Here is an 18,973-nt window from a genome sequence, read left to right on the forward strand (position 1 = left end):
CAAGGGCGGCAAGATCAACCCTCGTTGTCGCGCGGGGTAATGCGGAAAGCAAAGGGAACAGTCCCGGGGTCCAGCGCAGTCACACCCCCGTCCACGGTCAGTACAGCGCCGTTGACGAAGGACGCAGCCGGGGACAGCAGCCAGGCGATGGCCTCGGCGACCTCACGAGGCTCCCCGGGACGGCGTGCCGGCAGCAGCCGGGTGGCCTCCTCATATGCTCCGTCGACCTCACCCGAGGCCAATCCAAAGTCCTCGGCGAACCGGGCCATGCGGCGGTCGGCCATCTCCGTGCGCACCCAACTGGGGCAAACGGTGTTGGCCCGCAAGCCCTGAGGCCCGTAGTCCACAGACAGCGAACGGCACAACTGCAGCAGTGCCGCCTTGGACGTTGCGTAGGCGGCGTTGCCCACCCCGTTACGCAGGGCAGAGACCGAAGCGACCGCGACGACGGATCCTCGGGCCCGGAGCAAGTGCGGCAATGCCGCCCGCATCAGAAGGAAGGGGCCGGTGAGATTGATACGAAGCACTGCATCCCAGTCTTCATCGGACAACTCCCCCACACCCCCGCTGCGTCCCACTCCCGCATTGACGACCAACCCATCGAGTCGACCGAATCGCGCGACGGCGGTTTCGACGAGGCGGAGAACAGCGTCCGGGTCGGCGGTATCAGCCGGGCAGGCCAGGGCTCCGGTTTCCCTGGCGACGCGGTGCAAAGGCTCCTGTCGTCGCCCGGAGATGACAACGTCGTGCCCGGCCGCCCGAAGCAGCCGTGCAGTTGCCGCACCAATCCCCGTTCCTCCCCCGGTCACGACCACAACACGCTGATCCGGCACGAGCGTTCGGCCTCCTGTCACTATCGAAGCGGGTGACTTGATTCCTTCTCTCCCCAAAGGGAGGGGATTCCTGCCTCACGTCGGCTGGGGACCGGCGGTCCGAAAGCCAGTCCGGGGCGTCCTCGGAGGTACCCGGTGATCTTGTGTGGCTGCGGATCAGCGAGGCAGAGCCAGTGTGACTGACTCGGCTGCATCAAACCGAAGTTGAACTCTGCGCCTACGGGCAGGCCAACGGCGAACCCCGGATCCGGTGCGCGGCTACGTTCGGCCCCTTTGGGCCACGAAGCCCTGGACTACTCAGTGATTACGGATCGACAGGCGCTACAGGGCCACGAAGAGCCGCGCGGGCGCCAGGGCATCAGCCCGGCGCTTGTCCGCGAGGAACTCAGTTCGAGTGCGGCCGACCGTCTCGGACCCATGTCACCACAACCAGGGCTGCGGTGACGTACATCAGGACGCTGAAGGTGGCTACGGACTCGACGTACTGCTCGTAGCCGTCTGCGCGCAGCTGAAGCGCAAGGGAACCAAGCGCAGTCCCAAGCGCTGCGGTACCGGCGGCCATGGCGACGAACGGGGCCTTCGTCATTGGTGCTTCCTCCGGCCTCGGCCGGGGGCGGTCGCCTGGGATGTCATCGGGGCCGCGGCGCAGGCCGGGCCCGCGGCGGCGCCGATGAGGCCGGCGGCGGTCGCACCGGCGGCGACGCCGAGCATGCCTCGTCTGCTGAGCCTGTGGGCGAGCTCGGGGTCGCTGTTGGCGGCGGAGCGGCTCATGTGGATAACTCCTCGTTGTCAGTGGCGTCTGCTTCAGTGGAGTCCAGCGAGGTGAAGCAGCAGGGACTTCACGTCGGTCGCTTTCACGCGGCCGCTTACACCGCGGGGGGTGGAGCACACAATGAGCGGACCTTCTTCGTCGCTCGTGGGGAGGCGGCCATGGCTGCCGCGAATAGGTGAGGGGTCCAGGGGCACGACAGCGAGGCGGTAGCGCATACCGAGCTTCTTGCGGGCGATCGCCTTCGCCGCCCTGACGCGTACGTAGGGGTCGAGCGGGTCCATGAACAGTTCGGCGGGGTCGTAGCCCGGTTTGCGGTGGATCTCGACGAGCTGCGCGAAGTCGGGGGCACGGGTTTCGTCGAGCCAGTAGTAGTACGTGAACCAGGCATCCGGTTCGGCGACGGCGACGAGTTCGCCGGACCGGGGATGGTCCAGGCCGTGGGTCTTCTTGCCTTCGTCGTCGAGGATTTGCTCGATGCCGGGCAGGTCCGCGAGGGCTCGGCGGGTGGCGTCGAGGTCCTCGGGGCGGCGGACGTAGATGTGGGCGAGCTGGTGGTCGGCCACGGCGAAGGCACGGGAGGCCATCGGGTCGAGGTACTCCATGCCGTCCTGCGTGTGGACCTCGAGCAGGCCCGCGCGGCGCAGGGCCCGGTTGATGTCGACGGGGCGGCTGACCGGGGTGATGCCGTACTCGGACAGCGCCACCACCGTGCGGCCCTCCCGCCGGGCGTCCTCCAGCAGCGGGGCGAGGGCGGCGTCCAGGTCGGTGGCGGCCTGGTGGGAGCGGGGGTCGTCGGGTCCGTAGCGCTGCAGGTCGTAGTCGAGGTGGGGGAGGTAGCACAGGGTCAGGTCGGGGTGGCGGGTGCGCATGATGTGCCGGGTGGCGTCGATGATCCACTGGCTGGAGACCAGGTCGGCGCCCGGGCCCCAGAAGTGGAAGAGGGGGAAGGTGCCGAGTGTGTGGGTGAGTTCGTCGTGCAGGGCGGGGGGTCGGGTGTAGCAGTCGGGTTCCTTGCGGCCGTCGGCGTAGTAGACGGGGCGTGGGGTGACGGTGATGTCGGTGTCGGCACCCATGGCGTACCACCAGCAGATGTTGGCGACGGTGTAGCCGGGGTGGGTGCGGCGGGCGGCGTCCCAGAGTTTGTCGCCGCCGACCAGCCCGTTGTGCTGGCGCCACAGCAGTACCTCGCCGAGTTCGCGGAAGTACCAGCCGTTGCCGACGACGCCGTGCTCGGCGGGCAGCGCACCGGTGAGGAAGGTGGACTGCGCGGCGCAGGTGACGGCGGGCAGCACCGTGGAAAGGGGGGCCTGGGAGCCGTTTCGGGCGAGGGCTTGGAGGTTGGGCATGTTTGCCAGCAGCTGTGGGGTGAGGCCGACGACGTCCAGTACCAGCAGGGGGGTGGGCGTGGGCTGTTCGGCGTCGGTCATGGGAGTTCCTTGAGTCCGAGGTTGGCCAACAGGCCGCGGGCCAGGGCGAGTTCGGCTGCAATGCCGTCGGCGAGCTGGGTGCGGCTACGGGGGCGCAGCTCGGGCGGCAGGGCCTGCCAGGTGTAGGTCTCGACCTCGAGGTGGCGGGTGAGCGGGACCGGACCGCCGACCAGCCGGGTCAGCGTGTCCTGGAGCACAGGGAGGGTGGAGGTGAGCGGAGGGGCGGGCGGGGCGTGCAGCGGGACATGGAAATGCGCGCGCCAGGGGGCGGTCTCGGGCAGCGCCGGGCCCGCCAGGGCTTCGTCGAGGTCGTCCGTGCCCCGCAGGCCGGCCGCGGTGCGGGTACGGGTCTGATGCAGGAAACGCGGCTCGGCGAAGGCTGCCAACGCGGCCCGCACGTCGGGGAGGTGGGGTTGTTCGGCATGGAGCGCGGCGGACAGCTGCGCCTTGGGGATGGTGATGCCCGCTGCGGTGAGTGCGGTCAGGGCGGTACGTGGTTCTTCGAAGGAGGTGGCGAGGTGGCAGGTGTCGATGCAGATGCCGATGCGGGGGGAAGCGATCACGGCAAGGGGACGTATGGCGTCCGCGGTGGTCTCGACGATGCAGCCGGGCTCCGGCTCCAGTCCGATGCGTATCGACTTCCCGGTCAGCTCCTCCAGAGCGTCCAGGCGCTCGGCGAGGGTGGCCAGTGCGGCGTGCGCGGCCTCGGCGGCCGCATCGCCGAAGGGGGTACGCCAGGCCAGCGGGAGGGTGGAGATGGTGCCCTCGGTGACATCGTCCGGCAGCAGGGAGGCGAGAAGGCGGGCCAGGTCGGTGGTGTGGGCGAGCCGTTCGGGATCGGCCCAGTCCGGCTTGTAGACCCGGTACTTGACCTCCTCGGCGCCGAAGCCTTCATAGGGAAAGCCGTTGAGGGTGACGACTTCCAGGCCGCGGCGGTCGAGTTCGGCGCACAGTCTCCGCAGTGCCGCCGGGTCGGTGACCAGGGAGCGGGCGGCGTCCTTGGCGAGCCACAGGCCGATTCCGAGACGGTCACGACCCAGGCGTCTGCGTACCGGCTCGCAGTGGCGGCGCAGTTGGGCGATGACGCCGTCAAGGGTCTCCGCGGGGTGGACATTGGTGCAGTAGGACAGGTGGACAGTGGTGCCGTCGGGGTGGCGGAACCGCATGCGCCGGCCTCCTCATTCCCCGCCGCGGAGGATGGAGTTGCCCTCGTGCAGGGACTCCGGTTCGGGGATGTCGAGCTGGAGGCGGCCGCTGAGGCCGTAGAAGGCGACGGGGTTGCGCCACAGGACCTGGTCGACGTCGTCCCCGGTGAAGCCTGCGGCGAGCATGGCCTCGCCGACCTTGCGGGTTTTGAGCGGGTCGCTCTTGCCCCAGTCGGCGGCCGAGTTGACCAGCACCTTCTCCGTTCCGTACGCCTTGAGGATCGCGACCATCCGGTCCTCGTCCATCTTGGTGTCCGGGTAGATGGAGAAGCCGAGCCAGCAGCCACTGTCAGTGGCGTGCTTTACGGTCGTCTCATTGAGGTGGTCGAGCAGAACGCGGTCCGTGGGCAGCGCGGATTCGCGGATGACGTCCACCGTGCGGTGGAGGCCCGCGAGCTTGTCGCGGTGCGGGGTGTGGACGAGGGCGGGCAGGTCGTGGTCGGCGGCGAGTTGCAGCTGGGCGGCGAGTGCGGTGTCTTCGGCCGGGGTCATCGAGTCGTAGCCGATCTCGCCGACGGCGACAACGGAATCCTTGACGAGATAGCGGGGCAGCTCCTTCAGAACGGGGGTACAGCGGGGGTCGTTCGCTTCCTTGGGATTGAGGGCGATCGTGCAGTGGTGGGCGATGCCGTACTGGGATGCGCGGAAGGGCTCCCAGCCGAGCAGGGCGTCGAAATAGTCGAAGAAGGAGGCGGGCGAGGTGCGGGGCTGGCCCAGCCAGAAGGACGGTTCGACCAGGGCCCGCACACCTGCGGCGTGCATCGCCTGATAGTCGTCGGTGGTGCGGGAGGTCATATGGATATGGGGGTCGAAGATGCGCATCAGAACTCCTCGGACTGCTCGCCGGTCAAGGTCAGCACGCGATTGAGGTCGGGGGGCACGGCGCGGCCGGCGGCGGTGCGCTCGGCGGCGTAGTCGGCGAGCATCCTGGCCAGCTCGTCGTCGCCCGCGGTACGTCGTTCCAGGCAGGCGACGGCGTCGACGGGGACGCCGGTGAACAGGCACTTGAGGACGGCGTGGCGCCAGGCATGCTGATCGAGGTGCTCGGCTGCGTACGGGCCCACCGCTGCGGCGACCAGCCGGGTGTCGTTGGTACGCAGCGCGTCCTCGACAAGTGTGAGGGCGGAGGGACCTTCGAGGAGGTGGTGCAGGGCGAGGAGCACGGCACGGCGTTCGGCGGCAGTGCCCTGCCGGTAGAGGCGGGCGAGGGTGGCGCTGTCGGCGCGGGCCTCGACGAGGAGCAGGGTGCGTACGGAGTCTGCGAAGTGCGGGCCGCAGGCCCGGCCGGCTGAGGCGAAGCGGAGCTCCCAGAGGGGTACGGCGTGGGGGGACGGCTCAGTCGGGGGCCTGACGGCGGGGGCGGGTGGGGCCTCGGCAGCTCCGGCGACGTCGGCGGCCCCAGCGGCCTCAGCGGCGTCGGCGGCCTCGGCGAGGGCTTCGTCGAGCCAGGCGCGGGCGTCGTCGGGGAGCAGGGTGTCGAGTTCCTTGTGGGTCGGCGTCACGATGCCGGTGCTCCCTTCAGTGGGGTCTGCGATCGGAGGAAGTCGATGGAGGCGCGGGCGAGTTCGGGTCCCGCGTGGGAGTGGCGGGGCAGTTCGACGACGGTGAGTCCCTGGTAGCCGGTGGAGGCGAGGGCTTCGAGTACGGGCGGGAAGTCGATCTCCCCATCCCCGAAGGGGAGGTGTTCATGGACGCCGCGGCGCATGTCCTCGATCTGGACATGGCGCAGCCAGGGGGCGGCGTCGCGTACGCAGTCGGCGGGCGGGGCCGGTTCGAGGCACTGGCAGTGGCCGATGTCGAGGGTGAGCCCGAGGGGTTCGGGGTCGCCGAGGATGCCGCGAAGGTGGTGGAAGTCGGCCAGGGTGGCCAGGAGATGGCCGGGCTCGGGCTCGATGGCGAGCGGCACCCCGGCCTCGTCCGCGGCGGCCAGGACCGGGGTGAGCGCGTCGGCCAGCCGTTTCCATGCCGTCTCGTCGTCGACCCCGGGTGGGGCGATGCCGCTGAAGCAGTGCACGGCATGGGCGCCGAGGTCGGCGGCGACCTGCACGGCGGTGGTGAGCAGGGCGGTACGGGCTGAGCGGCCGTCGGGGTCCGGGTCGAGGAGGGAGGGGCCGTGTTTGCGGCGGGGGTCGAGGACATAGCGGGCGCCGGTCTCCACCGTGACGCCCAGTCCTAACTGGGCCAGTTTGTCGGCTACTTGACTGGTGCGGGCGGACAGGTTCGGGGCGAGTGGGTCCAGGTGCATATGGTCGAGGGTGAGTCCGACACCGTCGTATCCGAGGTCCGCGAGGAGGGCGAGGACGTCGCCCAGGCGGAGGTCGGTGAGGCCGTTGGTGCCGTAGCCGAAGTGCAGGCTCATGTGACGCTGACCTTCCGTGCGAGATTGCGGGCGAGCGGGACGAGTGCCATCACCGCGAGGGCCGTGGCACCGGCGCCGGTGCGGGCGGCGAGGGTCGCCTGGAGAGGGATCATGGCCCGGATGCCGCCGCCGACGGCCCGCTGGGTGAGCGGCGGGGAGGGGTTGAGTGCGGCGTGGAGGAGGGGCTTGGCGGCGGTGCGGACGTAGGCGGCGGCGAGTGCGGTGCTGGCGAGCCGGGCCGTGGTGAGCGTCGCCTGCGGGGCGGGGGGTCGGGGTGACGGGCGGGGGCTCTCCCCTGCCCCGCCCCTTCCCGAAGCCGCGGGCAAGCCCTCAGGCCACTCGGCGGGGACGGGCAGCGCGGGCAGCTCCCGCCCTCGCACCCGCCCCCGCCCGGCACGCGCGCTTGTCGGCGCGTCCGGGCCGTGTGGAACACCGGCCGCGAGGGCGCCGAGCCCGAGCGTCGCCGCAAGCGCGACGAGGGGTGCGACTGTCGAGCCGCCCTGCGCCTCGTGACGCGAGACGGTCGTGACCGCGTACGTGTGCGCCGCGAGGACCGCGGCGGACGGCACCGCGGCGAGAACCCCCGGTCGGCCAACGCCCGCCGCGTACGCGCCCCGCAGCACGCCGGGGACCCCCGCCCCGCCGACGCCGGCGCCGGAGCCGGCGCCCGGCCGGGCCGCGCCCGAACTAGTCGCCACCGCGCCCAGCACCAGGTCCAGCCCCCGCGCCGCCGCCATCGCCGCCGGGCCGCCTGCCGTGTGCTTGAAGTAGAGGTCGTACGACCAGACCGTCGCCGACAATGCCGACGCCACGGCCAATGCCGGGCGGCCCGCGCGGGACGCCAGCACCAGGCCCGCACCCGTCAGCGCGCCGGCGGCCCCGAGCGCCGCCGCAGGACTGACGCGGCCCGACGGGATCGGCCGATGCGGTCGCTCCACCGCATCCTCCTCCCTGTCCGCCCAGTCGTTCAGCGCCATCCCCGCCTCGTACAGGCACAGCGAGCTGCCGACGGCGAGCAGAGTCCGGCCATTCGCTCGCACGCCCGCCGCCGCCGCGCCCGCAAGCGCATCGCCCGGCACCGTGAACAGCGCCGACACCCGCAGCAGTTCCGCCCAGGCCCGCCAGGTCACCGCGCCTCCCGCAGTCGGCCCGCGAAGGACAGCAGCGTCTCGAACTGTTCACCCAGCGCCGCCGGACCCCCGTCCGGATCCTTGAAGTAGAAGCCCAGCTCCGGCAGGGGGCCCGCGAGGCCGACCTCATGCGCCCGCGCCACCAGTCGCGCCAGATCCAGAACCAACGGGGCCGCCAGTGCCGAGTCGCAGCCCTGCCAGATCGTCTGGAGGACCATCCGCGAGCCCAGGAAACCCTCGAACGCGATGTGGTCCCAGGCCGTCTTCCAGTCGCCGAGCGCCGGGACGTCGTCGATATGGACCTCGCCCTCGGGCACCATGCCCAGGGTGTCGTTGAGAACCCGGTTCTTGCCCGCGTTCTTCGCGGCCGCCGCGCCCGGGTCGGCCAGCGCCGCTCCGTCCCCGCCGCCCAGCAGGTTCGTACCCGACCACGCCCGTACCGTCAGGGCGCGCTGTACGAACATCGGGGCGAGCACGGAACGGAGCAGTGTCTGGCCCGTCTTGCCGTCGCGGCCCGCGTGGGGAAGTCCACGTGTCACGGCGACGTCGGTGAGGGCGGCGGTGCGCAGCCCGGTGGAGGGGGTGAAGTTGACGAAGGGGCACCCTGCCCGCAGGGCCGCGGCGGCGTAGAGCGAGCTGGGCGGCAGCCGCAGCGCATCGGGTTCGGGCACCGGCTCGGTGGAGGAGACGTTGACGACGACGACCCGGGCCAGCCGCCGCCGGGCCCGGAAGTCACTCATGTCCGCGGCGAAAGCGGCGATCAGTTCCTCGTCGGTCCGCGAGTCGTCGGACTGCGGCCCACCGGGACGTATCTCCGTGTCCGCGGCGGCCAGTTCACCCTGTACGGCTGCGGTGAGGCTGTGCGGCAGCACTCCGCCGGCGGCAAGCGCCTCGGCCCGTTTGGGCAGCGGGCAGTGTTCGGTGTCGTGGCCGCCGAAGACCAGCGACGCGAGGGGAGGCAGCCCCGATCCGGCGAATGGTGCGGTTTCCGTGACCATGCCGCTCGGGGGATGGAGTCCGGCGGTGATCGCCGCGCACCCCGCGACGGCCGTGGTGGCCACGGAACCGCGCGCTCCCACGAACCAGACTCCGGTGCGTGTCGTGCGGTCATTCCCGTTCGTCACGGGCTGCCTCCCTGCCTTTCGGTGTGGTGGAGGACGGCGGGCGGGGGGTACGGCGCCTCCCCGCCCGCCGTCGTCTGGCGGGATGCGCCTATGTGGGCAGTTCCCTGAGCTGGATGTCGCGGAAGGACACCTGATCGTCGGCGCCATGATTCTGGAGGCCGATATAGCCTTCCTTGAGGCTGCGGGCCGGGTCGGTGTTGGTGAAGTCGTTGATCTTCACGCCATTGAGGAAGATCTGCAGCCGCTCCCCCTGGACCCGGATCTCGTAGCTGTTCCACTGGCCGGGCGGCCGCAGGGCGCGGTCACGGGCCGCGAGGTCGGCCGACTTGAAGCCGTAAACGGCGCCCGTCGTGCGGTCGGGCGCATCGGTGGCGTCGATCTGCACCTCATAGCCGTTGTTCACTGCCGACCAGGGGTCGTCGGAGGCCGGGAAGCCCACGAAGACCCCGGAATTGTCGTCACCGTCCAGCTTCCAGTCGAGCTTGACCGAGTAGGACTTCAGCTCCTTGGCCTGGTACCAGAGCATGCCCATGCCGCCCTCGGTGCGCAGTTCACCGTCGACGACAGTGAACTTTCCGGGCCCTGCCTGCTTCCAGCCGTCCAAGGTCTTTCCGTTGAAGATCGGCCGGTATCCGGTGTTCGGCCTGCAGTCGGCCCTGACCTGCCCTGCTGCGTAGCGCAGTCCGCCGAGCAGGTGCTGTCGGAAGGCCGGTTCGGCGTAGGACTCCTTGGTGTGGCCGCCTCCCGTGTAGAAGGCGCGGCCGCCCTGGTAGGTCTGGCACCAGGCGATGGGGTGGTCGCCCTTCATGGTGCCGCCCTGGTACGTGGTTTCGTCGAGGGTGGCCAGGACCCGCGCCTGCTCACGGGGGTTGGCGCGGTAGTTGTACCACTCGTCGGTGCGGTCCCAGGCGCTGTCGAGGTGGCTGGTCGCCGGATGGGTGTGGTCCTCGACCCGCACGGTCGCGGGCTGGATCTGCGGGTGCGACTGGAAGTACGCGCCGACGAGCCCGCCGTAGAAGGCCCAGTCGTACTCGGTGTCGGCCGCGGCGTGCACGCCCATGTAGCCGCCGCCTGCGGCGACATAGCTCTCGAACGCCTTCTGCTGGTCGGCGCCCAGGACATCCCCCGTGGTGGACAGGAACACGACGGCGTCATAACGGGCGAGGTTGCTGGTGGTGAACTGTGCCGCCTCCTCGGTGGCGTCGACGGTGATATTGCTGCTCGCGCCGAGTTCGCTCAGGGCTGCGATGCCGGTCGGGATGGAGTCGTGGCGGAAGCCGGCGGTCTTGGAGAAGACCAGCACACGCTTGGCGGTCCGGTCGAGGGGCGTGTTGGAGATTTCGAAGTCGTCCACGTCGTACAGCGCTCCCTGTCCGCCCTTGAACACCAGGAACAGTTCGGTGGTCTTCCTCGGTACGGCCCTCAGCGGGACGTCGACGTCCTGGAAGGTCTCCCAGCTGCCGGTGACGGGCACGGGTGTGGAACCGAGGATCGGACCGCTCGCCGATCCGGTGCGCACCTCAAGGAAGCCGCCCGCTCCACCCGAGGAGATCCGGGCAGTGAGCTTGGTGGAGCCGGTGAGGTTGTAGGGCTTGAAGGCGATCCAGTCGCCGTTGTCGATGTCGCCGACCGTCTTGCCGCCGTGAGCGGGGGCCTTGTCGTGGAGCTTGATGCCCGATGAGGTGGTGAAGTGCTCGGCCTGCCGGTGGCGGGGCTGGAGCTGGGCCTGGTCGTGGCTGGTGAGCGCGGCCTGGCCGCCGCCTCCGCCGTCGGTGTATTCGGCGTCGAAGACCCCGAAGATATTGGCGTTGGGGTCGTGGCCGCCGTCGGCGGATGTCTTGATGGTGCCGGTGCAGCCGTTGGCCGAGGTGACGGGGTGGCCGTGGCTGTCATGGCCGAGGACGTATGTCACCTTCACTTTGGCGCAGTCGATGGTCCCGTCCTCGGGGTCGGTGACCCTGACCTTGAAGGGGATCTCGTCGCCGAAGCTGAACAGCTGTCCCTCGGCGGGAAGTTGCAAGGTCACCTTGGGCGCGGTGTTGCCGACCACGACATGGACGCCGGCGGAGCCGGTGCGGCCGCTGGGGTCCATGGCGGTGACGGTCGCGGTGTAGGTGCCGTTCTTCTTGTACGTGTGCGTGGGGCCGGCCTCGGTGGATGTGCCGCCGTCGCCGAAGTCCCAGACGTAGGTGAGTGCGTCGCCGTCGGCGTCGCTCGTGCCGGCCGAGGAGAAGCCGACCCGCAGTGGGGTCTTGCCGGAGGTCTTGGTGGCGGTCGCTGCGGCGACCGGGGAGCGTCCGCCGGTCGCGTTCTCGATGCGGTAGAGGCCGGAGTTCTCGTCACCGCCGAACCAGGCGGTGCCGTAGTCGAGCACATACAGCGCACCATCGGGGCCGAAGGCCATGTCCATGACCTGGGTGCCGGTCCACGGGACCGGGTTGATGGCCTGGACCGCGCCGTCCTCGCCCTGCTCGATCCGCTTGATCCAGCGGCGGCCGAACTCACCGGCGAAGAAGTCTCCGTCGTACGCCGCGGGGAACTTGACCGGGGAGGTGGATGCGGCGTCGTAGCGGTAGACGGGTCCGCCCATCGGGGACTCGGAGCCGCTGCCGAACTCCGGCACGGAACCACCGTCGTAAGGAATCCAGGCCGGCTGCGCGGGCGGCAGGTCGACCAGGCCGGTGTTGTACGGCGACTCGTTCTTGGGCGCCGCGCAGTCGAAGGTCGCTCCGGATGTCTTTGTCGCGAAGTCGTAGTCGACGTACGGGTTGTTCTTGCCGGTGCAGAAGGGCCAGCCGAAGTTGCCGGGCTTGGTGATCCGGGCGAACTCGACCTGTCCTCCGGGGCCGCGTTCGGGGTCGGCCGCGCCCGCGTCGGGCCCGTAGTCGCCGACGTAGACGATGCCGGTCTTCTTGTCGACGCTGAGCCGGAAGGGGTTGCGAAAGCCCATGGCGTAGATCTCGGGACGGGTCTTGGCGGTGCCGGGCGCGAAGAGGTTGCCGTCGGGGACGGAGTGGCTCGCGTCGTCCTTGACCTTGATACGCAGGATCTTGCCGCGCAGGTCGTTGGTGTTTCCCGAGGTGCGGCGTGCGTCGTACGCGGGGTTGCGTCCCGGGCGTTCGTCGATCGGGGTGTACCCGTCGGAGGCGAAGGGGTTGGAGTCGTCGCCGGTCGACAGATAGAGGTTGCCCTGCGCGTCGAAGTCGATGTCGCCGCCGACGTGGCAGCAGATGCCACGGGTCGCGGGAATGTCGATGATCTTCTTCTCGCTGGCGTTGTCGAGGGTTCCGTCCGCCCTGAGCACGAAGCGCGAGAGCCGGTTGACGCCGTCGAACTTCGCCAACTCCTCGGCGGTGCCCTCATTGGGGGCGTCGCCCGCGGGGGTGTTCAGCGGGGGCGCGTAGTAGAGGTAGACGAAGCGGTTCTCGCGGAACTTGGGGTCGAGACCGATGCCTTGGAGGCCTTCCTCGTCGTGCGAGTAGACGGGGATGGTGCCGACGAGGCGGGTGTTGCCCGCGCTGTCGGTCATCCGCAGCTCGCCGTTGCGGGAGGTGTGCAGCACGCTGCGGTCGGGCAGGACCGCCAGCGACATGGGTTCGCCGGTCTCCTCAGCACCCTTGGCGAGAGTGACCTGCTGGAATTCCTCGGCGGCCGGGGCCGGGTCGGCGGCGGATGCGGTCTGCGGCGCGGTGAGGGCGAGCGAGCCGGCGGTGAGAAGGCCGCCGGTGAGGAGTGCGAGTGCCTTGCGGGCTCTGTGCCGTTTCCTGTGCACGGATGTCCTCCGGGATAGCCGGTCGAACGGGCTGCTGTGGCCTGCCCCCAGTCGCGGGGCGGGCCTGTCCTGGAACCGGAGTGCGCCGTCACACCGGGGAAATCACCTATGTCGTGTACACATCATGGGACGGTAGTCGGGTTCGTCCGGGACGGAAAGCCCTTGTGCAGTAAGGAAGTTCAACTTCTTCCCTCCGCAGGACAAAGACCTGCCTGAGCACCTTGGGCCGGCCCGGCGGCGTACGCGCCGCCGGGCTCTCAGCTGCCGCAATGTGCCGTACAGCGTCAGTCGTTGGCTCCGAATGCCGCGTCGAAGGATGCGGTGGGCGGGTCGAAATCGAACCGCTTCAGGTGAGCGAGCGCGTGTGGAGCACCCGTCAGGCGGCCCATTCCGGCGTCCTCCCACTCCACCGACACGGGACCGTCGTAGCCGATCGAGCGGAGCATCCGGAAGACGTCCTCCCAGGGGACGTCACCGTGCCCGGCCGAGACGAAGTCCCAGCCGCGCCGCGGATCTCCCCACGGCAGATGGGAGCCGAGTCTCCCGTTGCGGCCGTCGAGACGCTTGCGCGCCTCCTTGCAGTCGACGTGGTAGATCCGGTCCCGGAAGTCGTACAGGAAGCCGACCGGGTCCAGGTCCTGCCATACGAAGTGGCTCGGGTCGAAGTTGAGCCCGAAGGCGGGCCGGCTGCCGACGGCGTCCAGAGCCCGCCGGGTGGTCCAGTAGTCGTACGCGATCTCGCCGGGATGCACCTCGTGCGCGAAGCGGACGCCCTCCGTGTCGAAGACGTCGAGAATCGGGTTCCAGCGCTCGGCGAAGTCCTCGTAGCCCCGCTCGATCATCCGCTCGGGCACCGGCGGGAACATCGCCACCAGGTGCCAGATGGAGGATCCGGTGAAACCGATGACGGTCCGCACCCCGAAGGCCGCAGCGGCCCGCGCGGTGTCCTTGATCTCGGCTGCGGCCCGCTGCCTTACGCCTTCGGCCCCGCCGTCGCCCCAGATACGGGCGGGCAGGATGGCCTGGTGGCGTTCGTCGATGATGCTGTCACAGACCGCCTGACCGACCAGATGGTTGGAGATCGCCCAGCACGTGAGGCCGTACTTCTCCAGTAGCGCGTGGCGCCCGTCGAGGTACGAGGGGTCGGCGAGGGCCTTGTCGACCTCGAAGTGATCGCCCCAGCAGGCGAGTTCGAGGCCGTCGTAGCCGAAGTCGCGGGCGAGTCGGCAGACCTCCTCCAGCGGCAGATCAGCCCACTGGCCGGTGAAAAGCGTGAACGGGCGGGGCATGCGACCTCCTAGGCCTGTGTTCGAGCGGATGTCATGGATGTCGCGGATGTCGGTACGGGGGTGTAGACGGCGTTCTTCTCGGCGCTCTCCTCCACCGCCGCGAGCACCCGCTGCACCTGCAGCCCATCCGCGAACGACGGCGCCGGGTCGCTGCCCGCCGCGATCGCCTCGACCAGATCGCGGGCCTGGTGGGTGAAGGTGTGCTCGTAGCCGAGCGCATGGCCGGGCGGCCACCACGCCGCCAGATACGGATGGTCCGGCTCGGTGACCAGGATGCGCTTGAAGCCGGAGGATGCGGCGGGCTCGGTGTGTTCGTGGAAGAACAGCTCGTTCAGCCGCTCCAGGTCGAAGGCGAGCGAGCCGAGCTCGCCGTTGATCTCCAGTCGCAGGGCGTTCTTGCGTCCCGACGCCATCCGGGTGGCCTCGAAGGAGGCGAGGGCCCCCGACGCGAGGCGCCCGGTGAACACCGCCGCGTCGTCCACGGTGACCGGCCCCCGCCCAGCCCCGCCCGGCGCGGAAAGACCGGTCGACGCCCCCGCGAGCAGCGGGCGTTCGCGCACGAACGTCTCCGCGAGCGCCGAGACTCCCACCAGCAGCTCCCCCGCCAGATACTGCGCAAGATCCACGATGTGCGCCCCCAGATCGCCGAGCGCTCCGGAGCCCGCGTGCTCGCGCCTGAGCCGCCAGGTGAGGGGGAACTCCGGGTCGACCAGCCAGTCCTGGAGATAGGTGAAGCGCACATGCCGCAGGGCGCCGAGCCTGCCGTCGGCGATCAGCCGGCGAGCGTACGCGATCGCGGGCACCCGCCGGTAGTTGAAGCCGACCATCGCCAACTGACCGTGTTGCCTGGCTCGTTCGGCTGCCGCGACCATCGTCTCGGCCTCGGCCACCGAGTTGGCCAGTGGCTTCTCGCACAGGACGTGCTTACCCGCCACCAGCGCCGCGACGGCGATCTCCGCATGGCTGTCCCCCGGCGTGCAGATGTCGACCAGCTGCACGTCGTCGCGGGTCACGAGGTCGCGCCAGTCCGTCTCCGCCGCCGCCCAGCCGTGCCGGTCGGCGGCGGCTCGCACGGCCGTCGCGTCACGGCCGGCGATCGCGGCGAGGACCGGCCGCAGCGGCAGGTCGAAGACGCGGCCGGCGGTGCGCCACCCCTGTGAATGGGCGGCGCCCATGAACGCGTATCCGACCATGCCGACGCCGAGCGCAGGGCGACCAGCGCCCGGCGGACCGACGGGTGCCGGGACGGCGGCCTCACTGTCCCTCTGTTCCATACGGGTTCCTCCTCCTCGGTTGCTCGGTGGGGCGGGCAGGCCGGTCAGCTGAACCCCGTGGGCAGGTACTCCTCGACGTTCTCCTTGGTCACGACGGCGGAGTACAGGGTGATCGAGGCGGGGATCTCCAGTTCCGACATGCCGCTCACGCCCTTCGCCTGGCCCAGCGCGCGGGCGAGGTCGATGGCGGACGCGGCCATGGTCGGCGGATACAGGACGGTGGCCTTCAGGACGCTGTTGTCGGCCTTGATGGCGTCCATCGCGGACTTGGCACCGGCGCCGCCGACCATGAGGAAGTCCTTGCGGCCCGCCTGCGCGATCGCGCGCAGTGCGCCCACGCCCTGGTCGTCGTCGTGGTTCCACAGAGCGTCGAACCGGCTCTGGGCCTGGAGGAGTTGTGCCATCTTCGCCTGCCCGGACTCGACGGTGAACTCGGCCGCCTGGCGGGCCACCTTCTTGATGTTGGGGTAGTTCTTCAAGGCGTCGTCGAAGCCCTGGGTGCGCTGCTTGGTAAGCTCCAGGTTGTCGAGTCCGGCCAGCTCTACGACCTTGGCGTTCGGCTTGTCCTTGAGCTGCTCGCCGATGTAGTTGCCGGCGTTGAGGCCCATGCCGTAGTTGTCGCCGCCGATCCAGCAGCGGTACGCCTGCGGGGAGGCGAAGATCCGGTCCAGGTTGATGACGGGGATGCCCGCCTTCATGGCCTGCAGGCCGATCTGGGTGAGGGCCTTGCCGTCGGCGGGGAGGATGACGAGGACGTCGACCTTCTTGTTGATCAGGGTCTGGACCTGGCCGATCTGGGCGGCGGTGTCGTTGGAGCCCTCGGTGATTTCCAGCTTCACCTCGGAGTACTTCTTCGCACGCGACTTGGCGTTCTCATTGATCGCGTTGAGCCAGCCGTGGTCGGCCTGCGGTCCGGCGAAGCCGATGGTGACGGCCTTGCCCGGCTTGTCGTCCGCCGCGGGCACGTTGTTGGTGGCCGCCTCCGACTTCTTGGGCTCATTGCTGGTGCAGGCGGACAGCAGCGCGCCGGCGGAGACGGCGGCCGTGCCGAAGAGCAGTCCTCTGCGGCTGTGGGCTGGGATGTGTGGCATGACGGATCAACCCTTCGGCTGGGCGGGGCGGCAGATGGGGGAAGTGGGTGTGACCGGGGTCAGTGTTCTGAGCCGCGCAGGGTGCGGTTCTGCACCAGGACGGCGGCGACGATGATCGCGCCCTTCGCGATCTGCTGGACGGCGCTCTCCAGGTTGTTGAGGGCGAAGATGTTGGTGATCGTGGTGAAGACGAGGACGCCAAGCACCGAGCCGACGATGGTGCCCCTGCCGCCGCTGAGCAGCGTGCCGCCGATGATCGCCGCGGCGATGGCGTCGAGTTCGTAGAGATTGCCGTTGGTGTTCTGTCCCGAACCGGCCAGGACGATCAGCATGAACGCGGCGATGCCGCAGCACAGTCCGGAGAGCAGATAGAGGTAGAGCCGCTGGCGGCGTACGTCGATACCGGCGAGGCGGGCGGCTTCCGCGTTACCGCCGACTGCGACGGTGCGCCGTCCGAAGGTGGTGCGGTTCAGCAGCAGCCAGCCGACGACCGTGACCGCCGCGAAGACGAGGACGAGGGGCGGGATGCCGAGGATGTACGCGTCCTTGATACCGAGGTCCAGCACGGAGTTGACGGTGACCATCTGGGTCTTGCCGTCGGTGATCTGCAGGGCGAGACCGCGGGCCGATGCGAGCATCGCGAGGGTCGCGATGAACGGCACCATCCCGCCGTACGCGATGAGCAGACCGTTCACCAGACCGCAGCCCAGGCCGACGACCACGGCGGTGAAGAGGATGCCCGCGAAGCCGTACTCCTGCGTCGCCACCGTTGTCGCCCACACCGACGCGAGGGCCACGATCGCGCCGACCGACAGGTCGATGCCTCCGCTGGTGATCACAAAGGTCATGCCGACGGTGACGACACCGATGATCGACGCCTGGGTGAGGACGAGCTGAAGATTGCTGGTGGCGAGGAACGCGTCGGGCTTGGTGATGCCGCCGACCACGATCAGTACGGCAAGGACGCCGAGCAGCGACAGATTGCGGACGTCCGTGCGCAGTCCCAGAGGTCGACGCCAACCTCCCGCTGCCGGTGCGGACTTGGTGGTGGGTATCGGCGCGTCCTGCCGCGCCGGAGATGCCGGCTGCGTCATGCCGTGGGGCTCCCTTCCATCACAAGGTCGAGTACGCGGTGCTCGTCCAGCTCCCGGGCGTCGGCCCTGTGCACGACGCTTCCCTCGCGGAGCACCAGCACCCGGTCGGCGAGGCCGAGGACTTCGGGCACCTCGCTCGATACGAGAAGTACGGCGAGCCCTTCGTCGGCCAGCCGGCGGATCACGGCATACAGATCGGCGCGCGCGCCGACGTCGACGCCGCGGGTGGGCTCGTCGAGGAGCAGCACCCGGCAGCCGCGCAGCAGCCAGCGGGCGAGCACGGCCTTTTGCTGGTTGCCGCCGGAGAGGGTGCGGATCGGTGCGTCGGGGTTGTCGGGGCGCAGGGAGAGTTCCCTGGTCGCCTGCTGTGCCACTGCCCGTTCCGCACGGCGGTCGAGCCAGCCGCCGCGGGAGAAGCGGGAGAGGGAGGAGACGGAGACATTGCGGGTGACGGACTCCTGCATCAGCAGGCCCTGCGCCTTGCGCTCCTCGGGGGCGAGCCCGATTCCGGCGCGCACGGCGGCACGGACGCTTCCGGGGCGCAGCACGTTGCCGTCGACGAGGACGCGTCCGGCGCTGGGCTTGCGGGCGCCGTAGATCGTCTCCAGGATCTCGGAGCGTCCGGAGCCCACGAGTCCGGCGAGTCCGACGATCTCTCCCGGTCGCAGTTCGAGGTCGAGGGGCGCGAACTCCCCTTCCCCGGCGAGTCCTTCGACCTTCAGGACCGGCTGCCGGTCCGCGGCGTGTGCCGCGTGGGGCCGGTCGGGGAAGAGATATTCGACGGTCCGGCCGGTCATCATGGCAACGATGTCGTGGGTGGGAGTGTCCCGTGCGGGCAGTCCGACGGCGACCGCCCGGCCGTCCTTGAGGACGGTCACCCGGTCGCCGATGCGGCGGATCTCTTCGAGACGGTGGGAGATGTAGACCACGGCGACTCCGGCGGCGGTCAGATTGCCGACGATACGGAAGAGATTGTCGACCTCGTCCGGGTCGAGGGCGGCGGACGGCTCGTCCATCACGATCAGGCGTACGTCGTGGGAGAGCGCGCGGGCCATCGAGACGATCTGCTGCTGGGCGGCGGAAAGGTCGCCGACGATACGGCCCGGGTCGATCTCGGGGTGGCCAAGTCGCTTGAGAATCACGGCTGTTGCGGACCTGGCTTCCTTGCCTCGCACGACAAAACCGGCGGAGGTCGGTTCGTGTCCGAGGAAGACGTTCTCGGCGACGGAGAGTCCTTCGACGAGGTCGAGCTCCTGGTAGATGGTGGCGATACCGAGCCGCATGGCGGCGATGGGCGAGGGGAGGGAGACCTTCCCGCCACGCCAGGTGATCTCTCCGCCGTCGGGCTGATGGGCTCCGGCGAGCACCTTGATGAGGGTTGATTTACCGGCGCCGTTCTGGCCGAGGAGGCAGTGGACCTCGCCGGCCTGAACCTCCAGTTCCACTCCCTCGAGCGCGCGGACGCCGGGGAACCATTTGGTGATGCCGGACATGGTGAGCAGGGGTGGTTCTGGTGCCATGACTATCCCCTCGGCGGGTGCGGCCGGTGAGCGGGCAGGGCGGTTCCAGGTGCACGTGCGGGTCGTACCTACCGGCCGGGTCG

General features: G+C 69.8%; 16 protein-coding genes. All 16 read right to left on the bottom strand.

The window, feature by feature from the left end:
* Nucleotides 1–14: 14 nt before the first annotated feature.
* A complete protein-coding gene (locus tag FBY35_RS06315; RefSeq protein WP_142212832.1) occupies nt 15–833 on the bottom strand; it encodes an SDR family NAD(P)-dependent oxidoreductase in 819 nt (272 codons plus the stop codon).
* A gap of 385 nt (nt 834–1,218) precedes the next feature.
* Entirely contained in the window at nt 1,219–1,419 is a 201-nt protein-coding gene (locus tag FBY35_RS06320) for an SCO3870 family protein (protein WP_142212833.1), read from the bottom strand.
* Nucleotides 1,416–1,604: a hypothetical protein gene (locus FBY35_RS36380; protein ID WP_186356869.1), complete on the bottom strand. Its 189-nt coding sequence runs from the start codon at nt 1,602–1,604 to the stop codon at nt 1,416–1,418. The genes FBY35_RS06320 and FBY35_RS36380 overlap by 4 nt, the downstream gene beginning before the upstream one ends.
* Before the next feature lie 33 nt (nt 1,605–1,637).
* The gene (locus FBY35_RS06330; RefSeq protein ID WP_142212834.1) at nt 1,638–3,032 is read right to left on the bottom strand and encodes a nucleotide pyrophosphatase/phosphodiesterase family protein; all 1,395 of its coding nucleotides are present in this window, start codon (nt 3,030–3,032) and stop codon (nt 1,638–1,640) included.
* Complete coding sequence (gene eboE, locus FBY35_RS06335) at nt 3,029–4,198, bottom strand: metabolite traffic protein EboE (protein ID WP_142212835.1); 1,170 nt, start codon at nt 4,196–4,198, stop codon at nt 3,029–3,031. The genes FBY35_RS06330 and eboE overlap by 4 nt, the downstream gene beginning before the upstream one ends.
* 12 nt (nt 4,199–4,210) lie before the next feature.
* Nucleotides 4,211–5,059, bottom strand: a complete 849-nt coding sequence (locus FBY35_RS06340; RefSeq protein ID WP_142212836.1) for a TatD family hydrolase — start codon at nt 5,057–5,059, stop codon at nt 4,211–4,213.
* Nucleotides 5,059–5,739, bottom strand: a complete 681-nt coding sequence (locus tag FBY35_RS06345; RefSeq protein ID WP_142212837.1) for an EboA domain-containing protein — start codon at nt 5,737–5,739, stop codon at nt 5,059–5,061. Before FBY35_RS06345 ends, FBY35_RS06340 begins: the two co-directional genes overlap by 1 nt.
* Nucleotides 5,736–6,596 (bottom strand): sugar phosphate isomerase/epimerase, encoded by an 861-nt coding sequence (locus tag FBY35_RS06350; RefSeq protein WP_142212838.1) that lies wholly within the window; start codon nt 6,594–6,596, stop codon nt 5,736–5,738. The genes FBY35_RS06345 and FBY35_RS06350 overlap by 4 nt, the downstream gene beginning before the upstream one ends.
* Complete coding sequence (locus FBY35_RS06355; RefSeq protein WP_142212839.1) at nt 6,593–7,726, bottom strand: SCO3242 family prenyltransferase; 1,134 nt, start codon at nt 7,724–7,726, stop codon at nt 6,593–6,595. The genes FBY35_RS06350 and FBY35_RS06355 overlap by 4 nt, the downstream gene beginning before the upstream one ends.
* A complete protein-coding gene (locus tag FBY35_RS06360) occupies nt 7,723–8,850 on the bottom strand; it encodes an inositol-3-phosphate synthase (RefSeq protein ID WP_260848534.1) in 1,128 nt (375 codons plus the stop codon). The genes FBY35_RS06355 and FBY35_RS06360 overlap by 4 nt, the downstream gene beginning before the upstream one ends.
* A gap of 88 nt (nt 8,851–8,938) precedes the next feature.
* Nucleotides 8,939–12,622: a ThuA domain-containing protein gene (locus FBY35_RS06365; protein ID WP_142212841.1), complete on the bottom strand. Its 3,684-nt coding sequence runs from the start codon at nt 12,620–12,622 to the stop codon at nt 8,939–8,941.
* A 284-nt stretch (nt 12,623–12,906) separates the two neighbouring features.
* Nucleotides 12,907–13,911, bottom strand: a complete 1,005-nt coding sequence (locus FBY35_RS06370; protein WP_142212842.1) for a sugar phosphate isomerase/epimerase — start codon at nt 13,909–13,911, stop codon at nt 12,907–12,909.
* An 8-nt stretch (nt 13,912–13,919) separates the two neighbouring features.
* Nucleotides 13,920–15,185, bottom strand: coding sequence for a Gfo/Idh/MocA family protein (locus tag FBY35_RS06375; RefSeq protein WP_142212843.1), 1,266 nt, complete (start codon nt 15,183–15,185; stop codon nt 13,920–13,922).
* Nucleotides 15,186–15,229: 44 nt separating this feature from the next.
* The gene (locus tag FBY35_RS06380) at nt 15,230–16,276 is read right to left on the bottom strand and encodes a substrate-binding domain-containing protein (protein ID WP_142212844.1); all 1,047 of its coding nucleotides are present in this window, start codon (nt 16,274–16,276) and stop codon (nt 15,230–15,232) included.
* Between the two features lie 59 nt (nt 16,277–16,335).
* On the bottom strand, nt 16,336–17,370 hold the full coding sequence (locus FBY35_RS06385; RefSeq protein WP_142212845.1) for an ABC transporter permease: 1,035 nt from the start codon (nt 17,368–17,370) through the stop codon (nt 16,336–16,338).
* Nucleotides 17,367–18,890, bottom strand: a complete 1,524-nt coding sequence (locus FBY35_RS06390; RefSeq protein ID WP_142212846.1) for a sugar ABC transporter ATP-binding protein — start codon at nt 18,888–18,890, stop codon at nt 17,367–17,369. The genes FBY35_RS06385 and FBY35_RS06390 overlap by 4 nt, the downstream gene beginning before the upstream one ends.
* Between the last annotated feature and the right edge of the window lie 83 nt (nt 18,891–18,973).

The organism is Streptomyces sp. SLBN-118 (assembly GCF_006715635.1).
Taxonomy (GTDB): Bacteria; Actinomycetota; Actinomycetes; order Streptomycetales; family Streptomycetaceae; genus Streptomyces.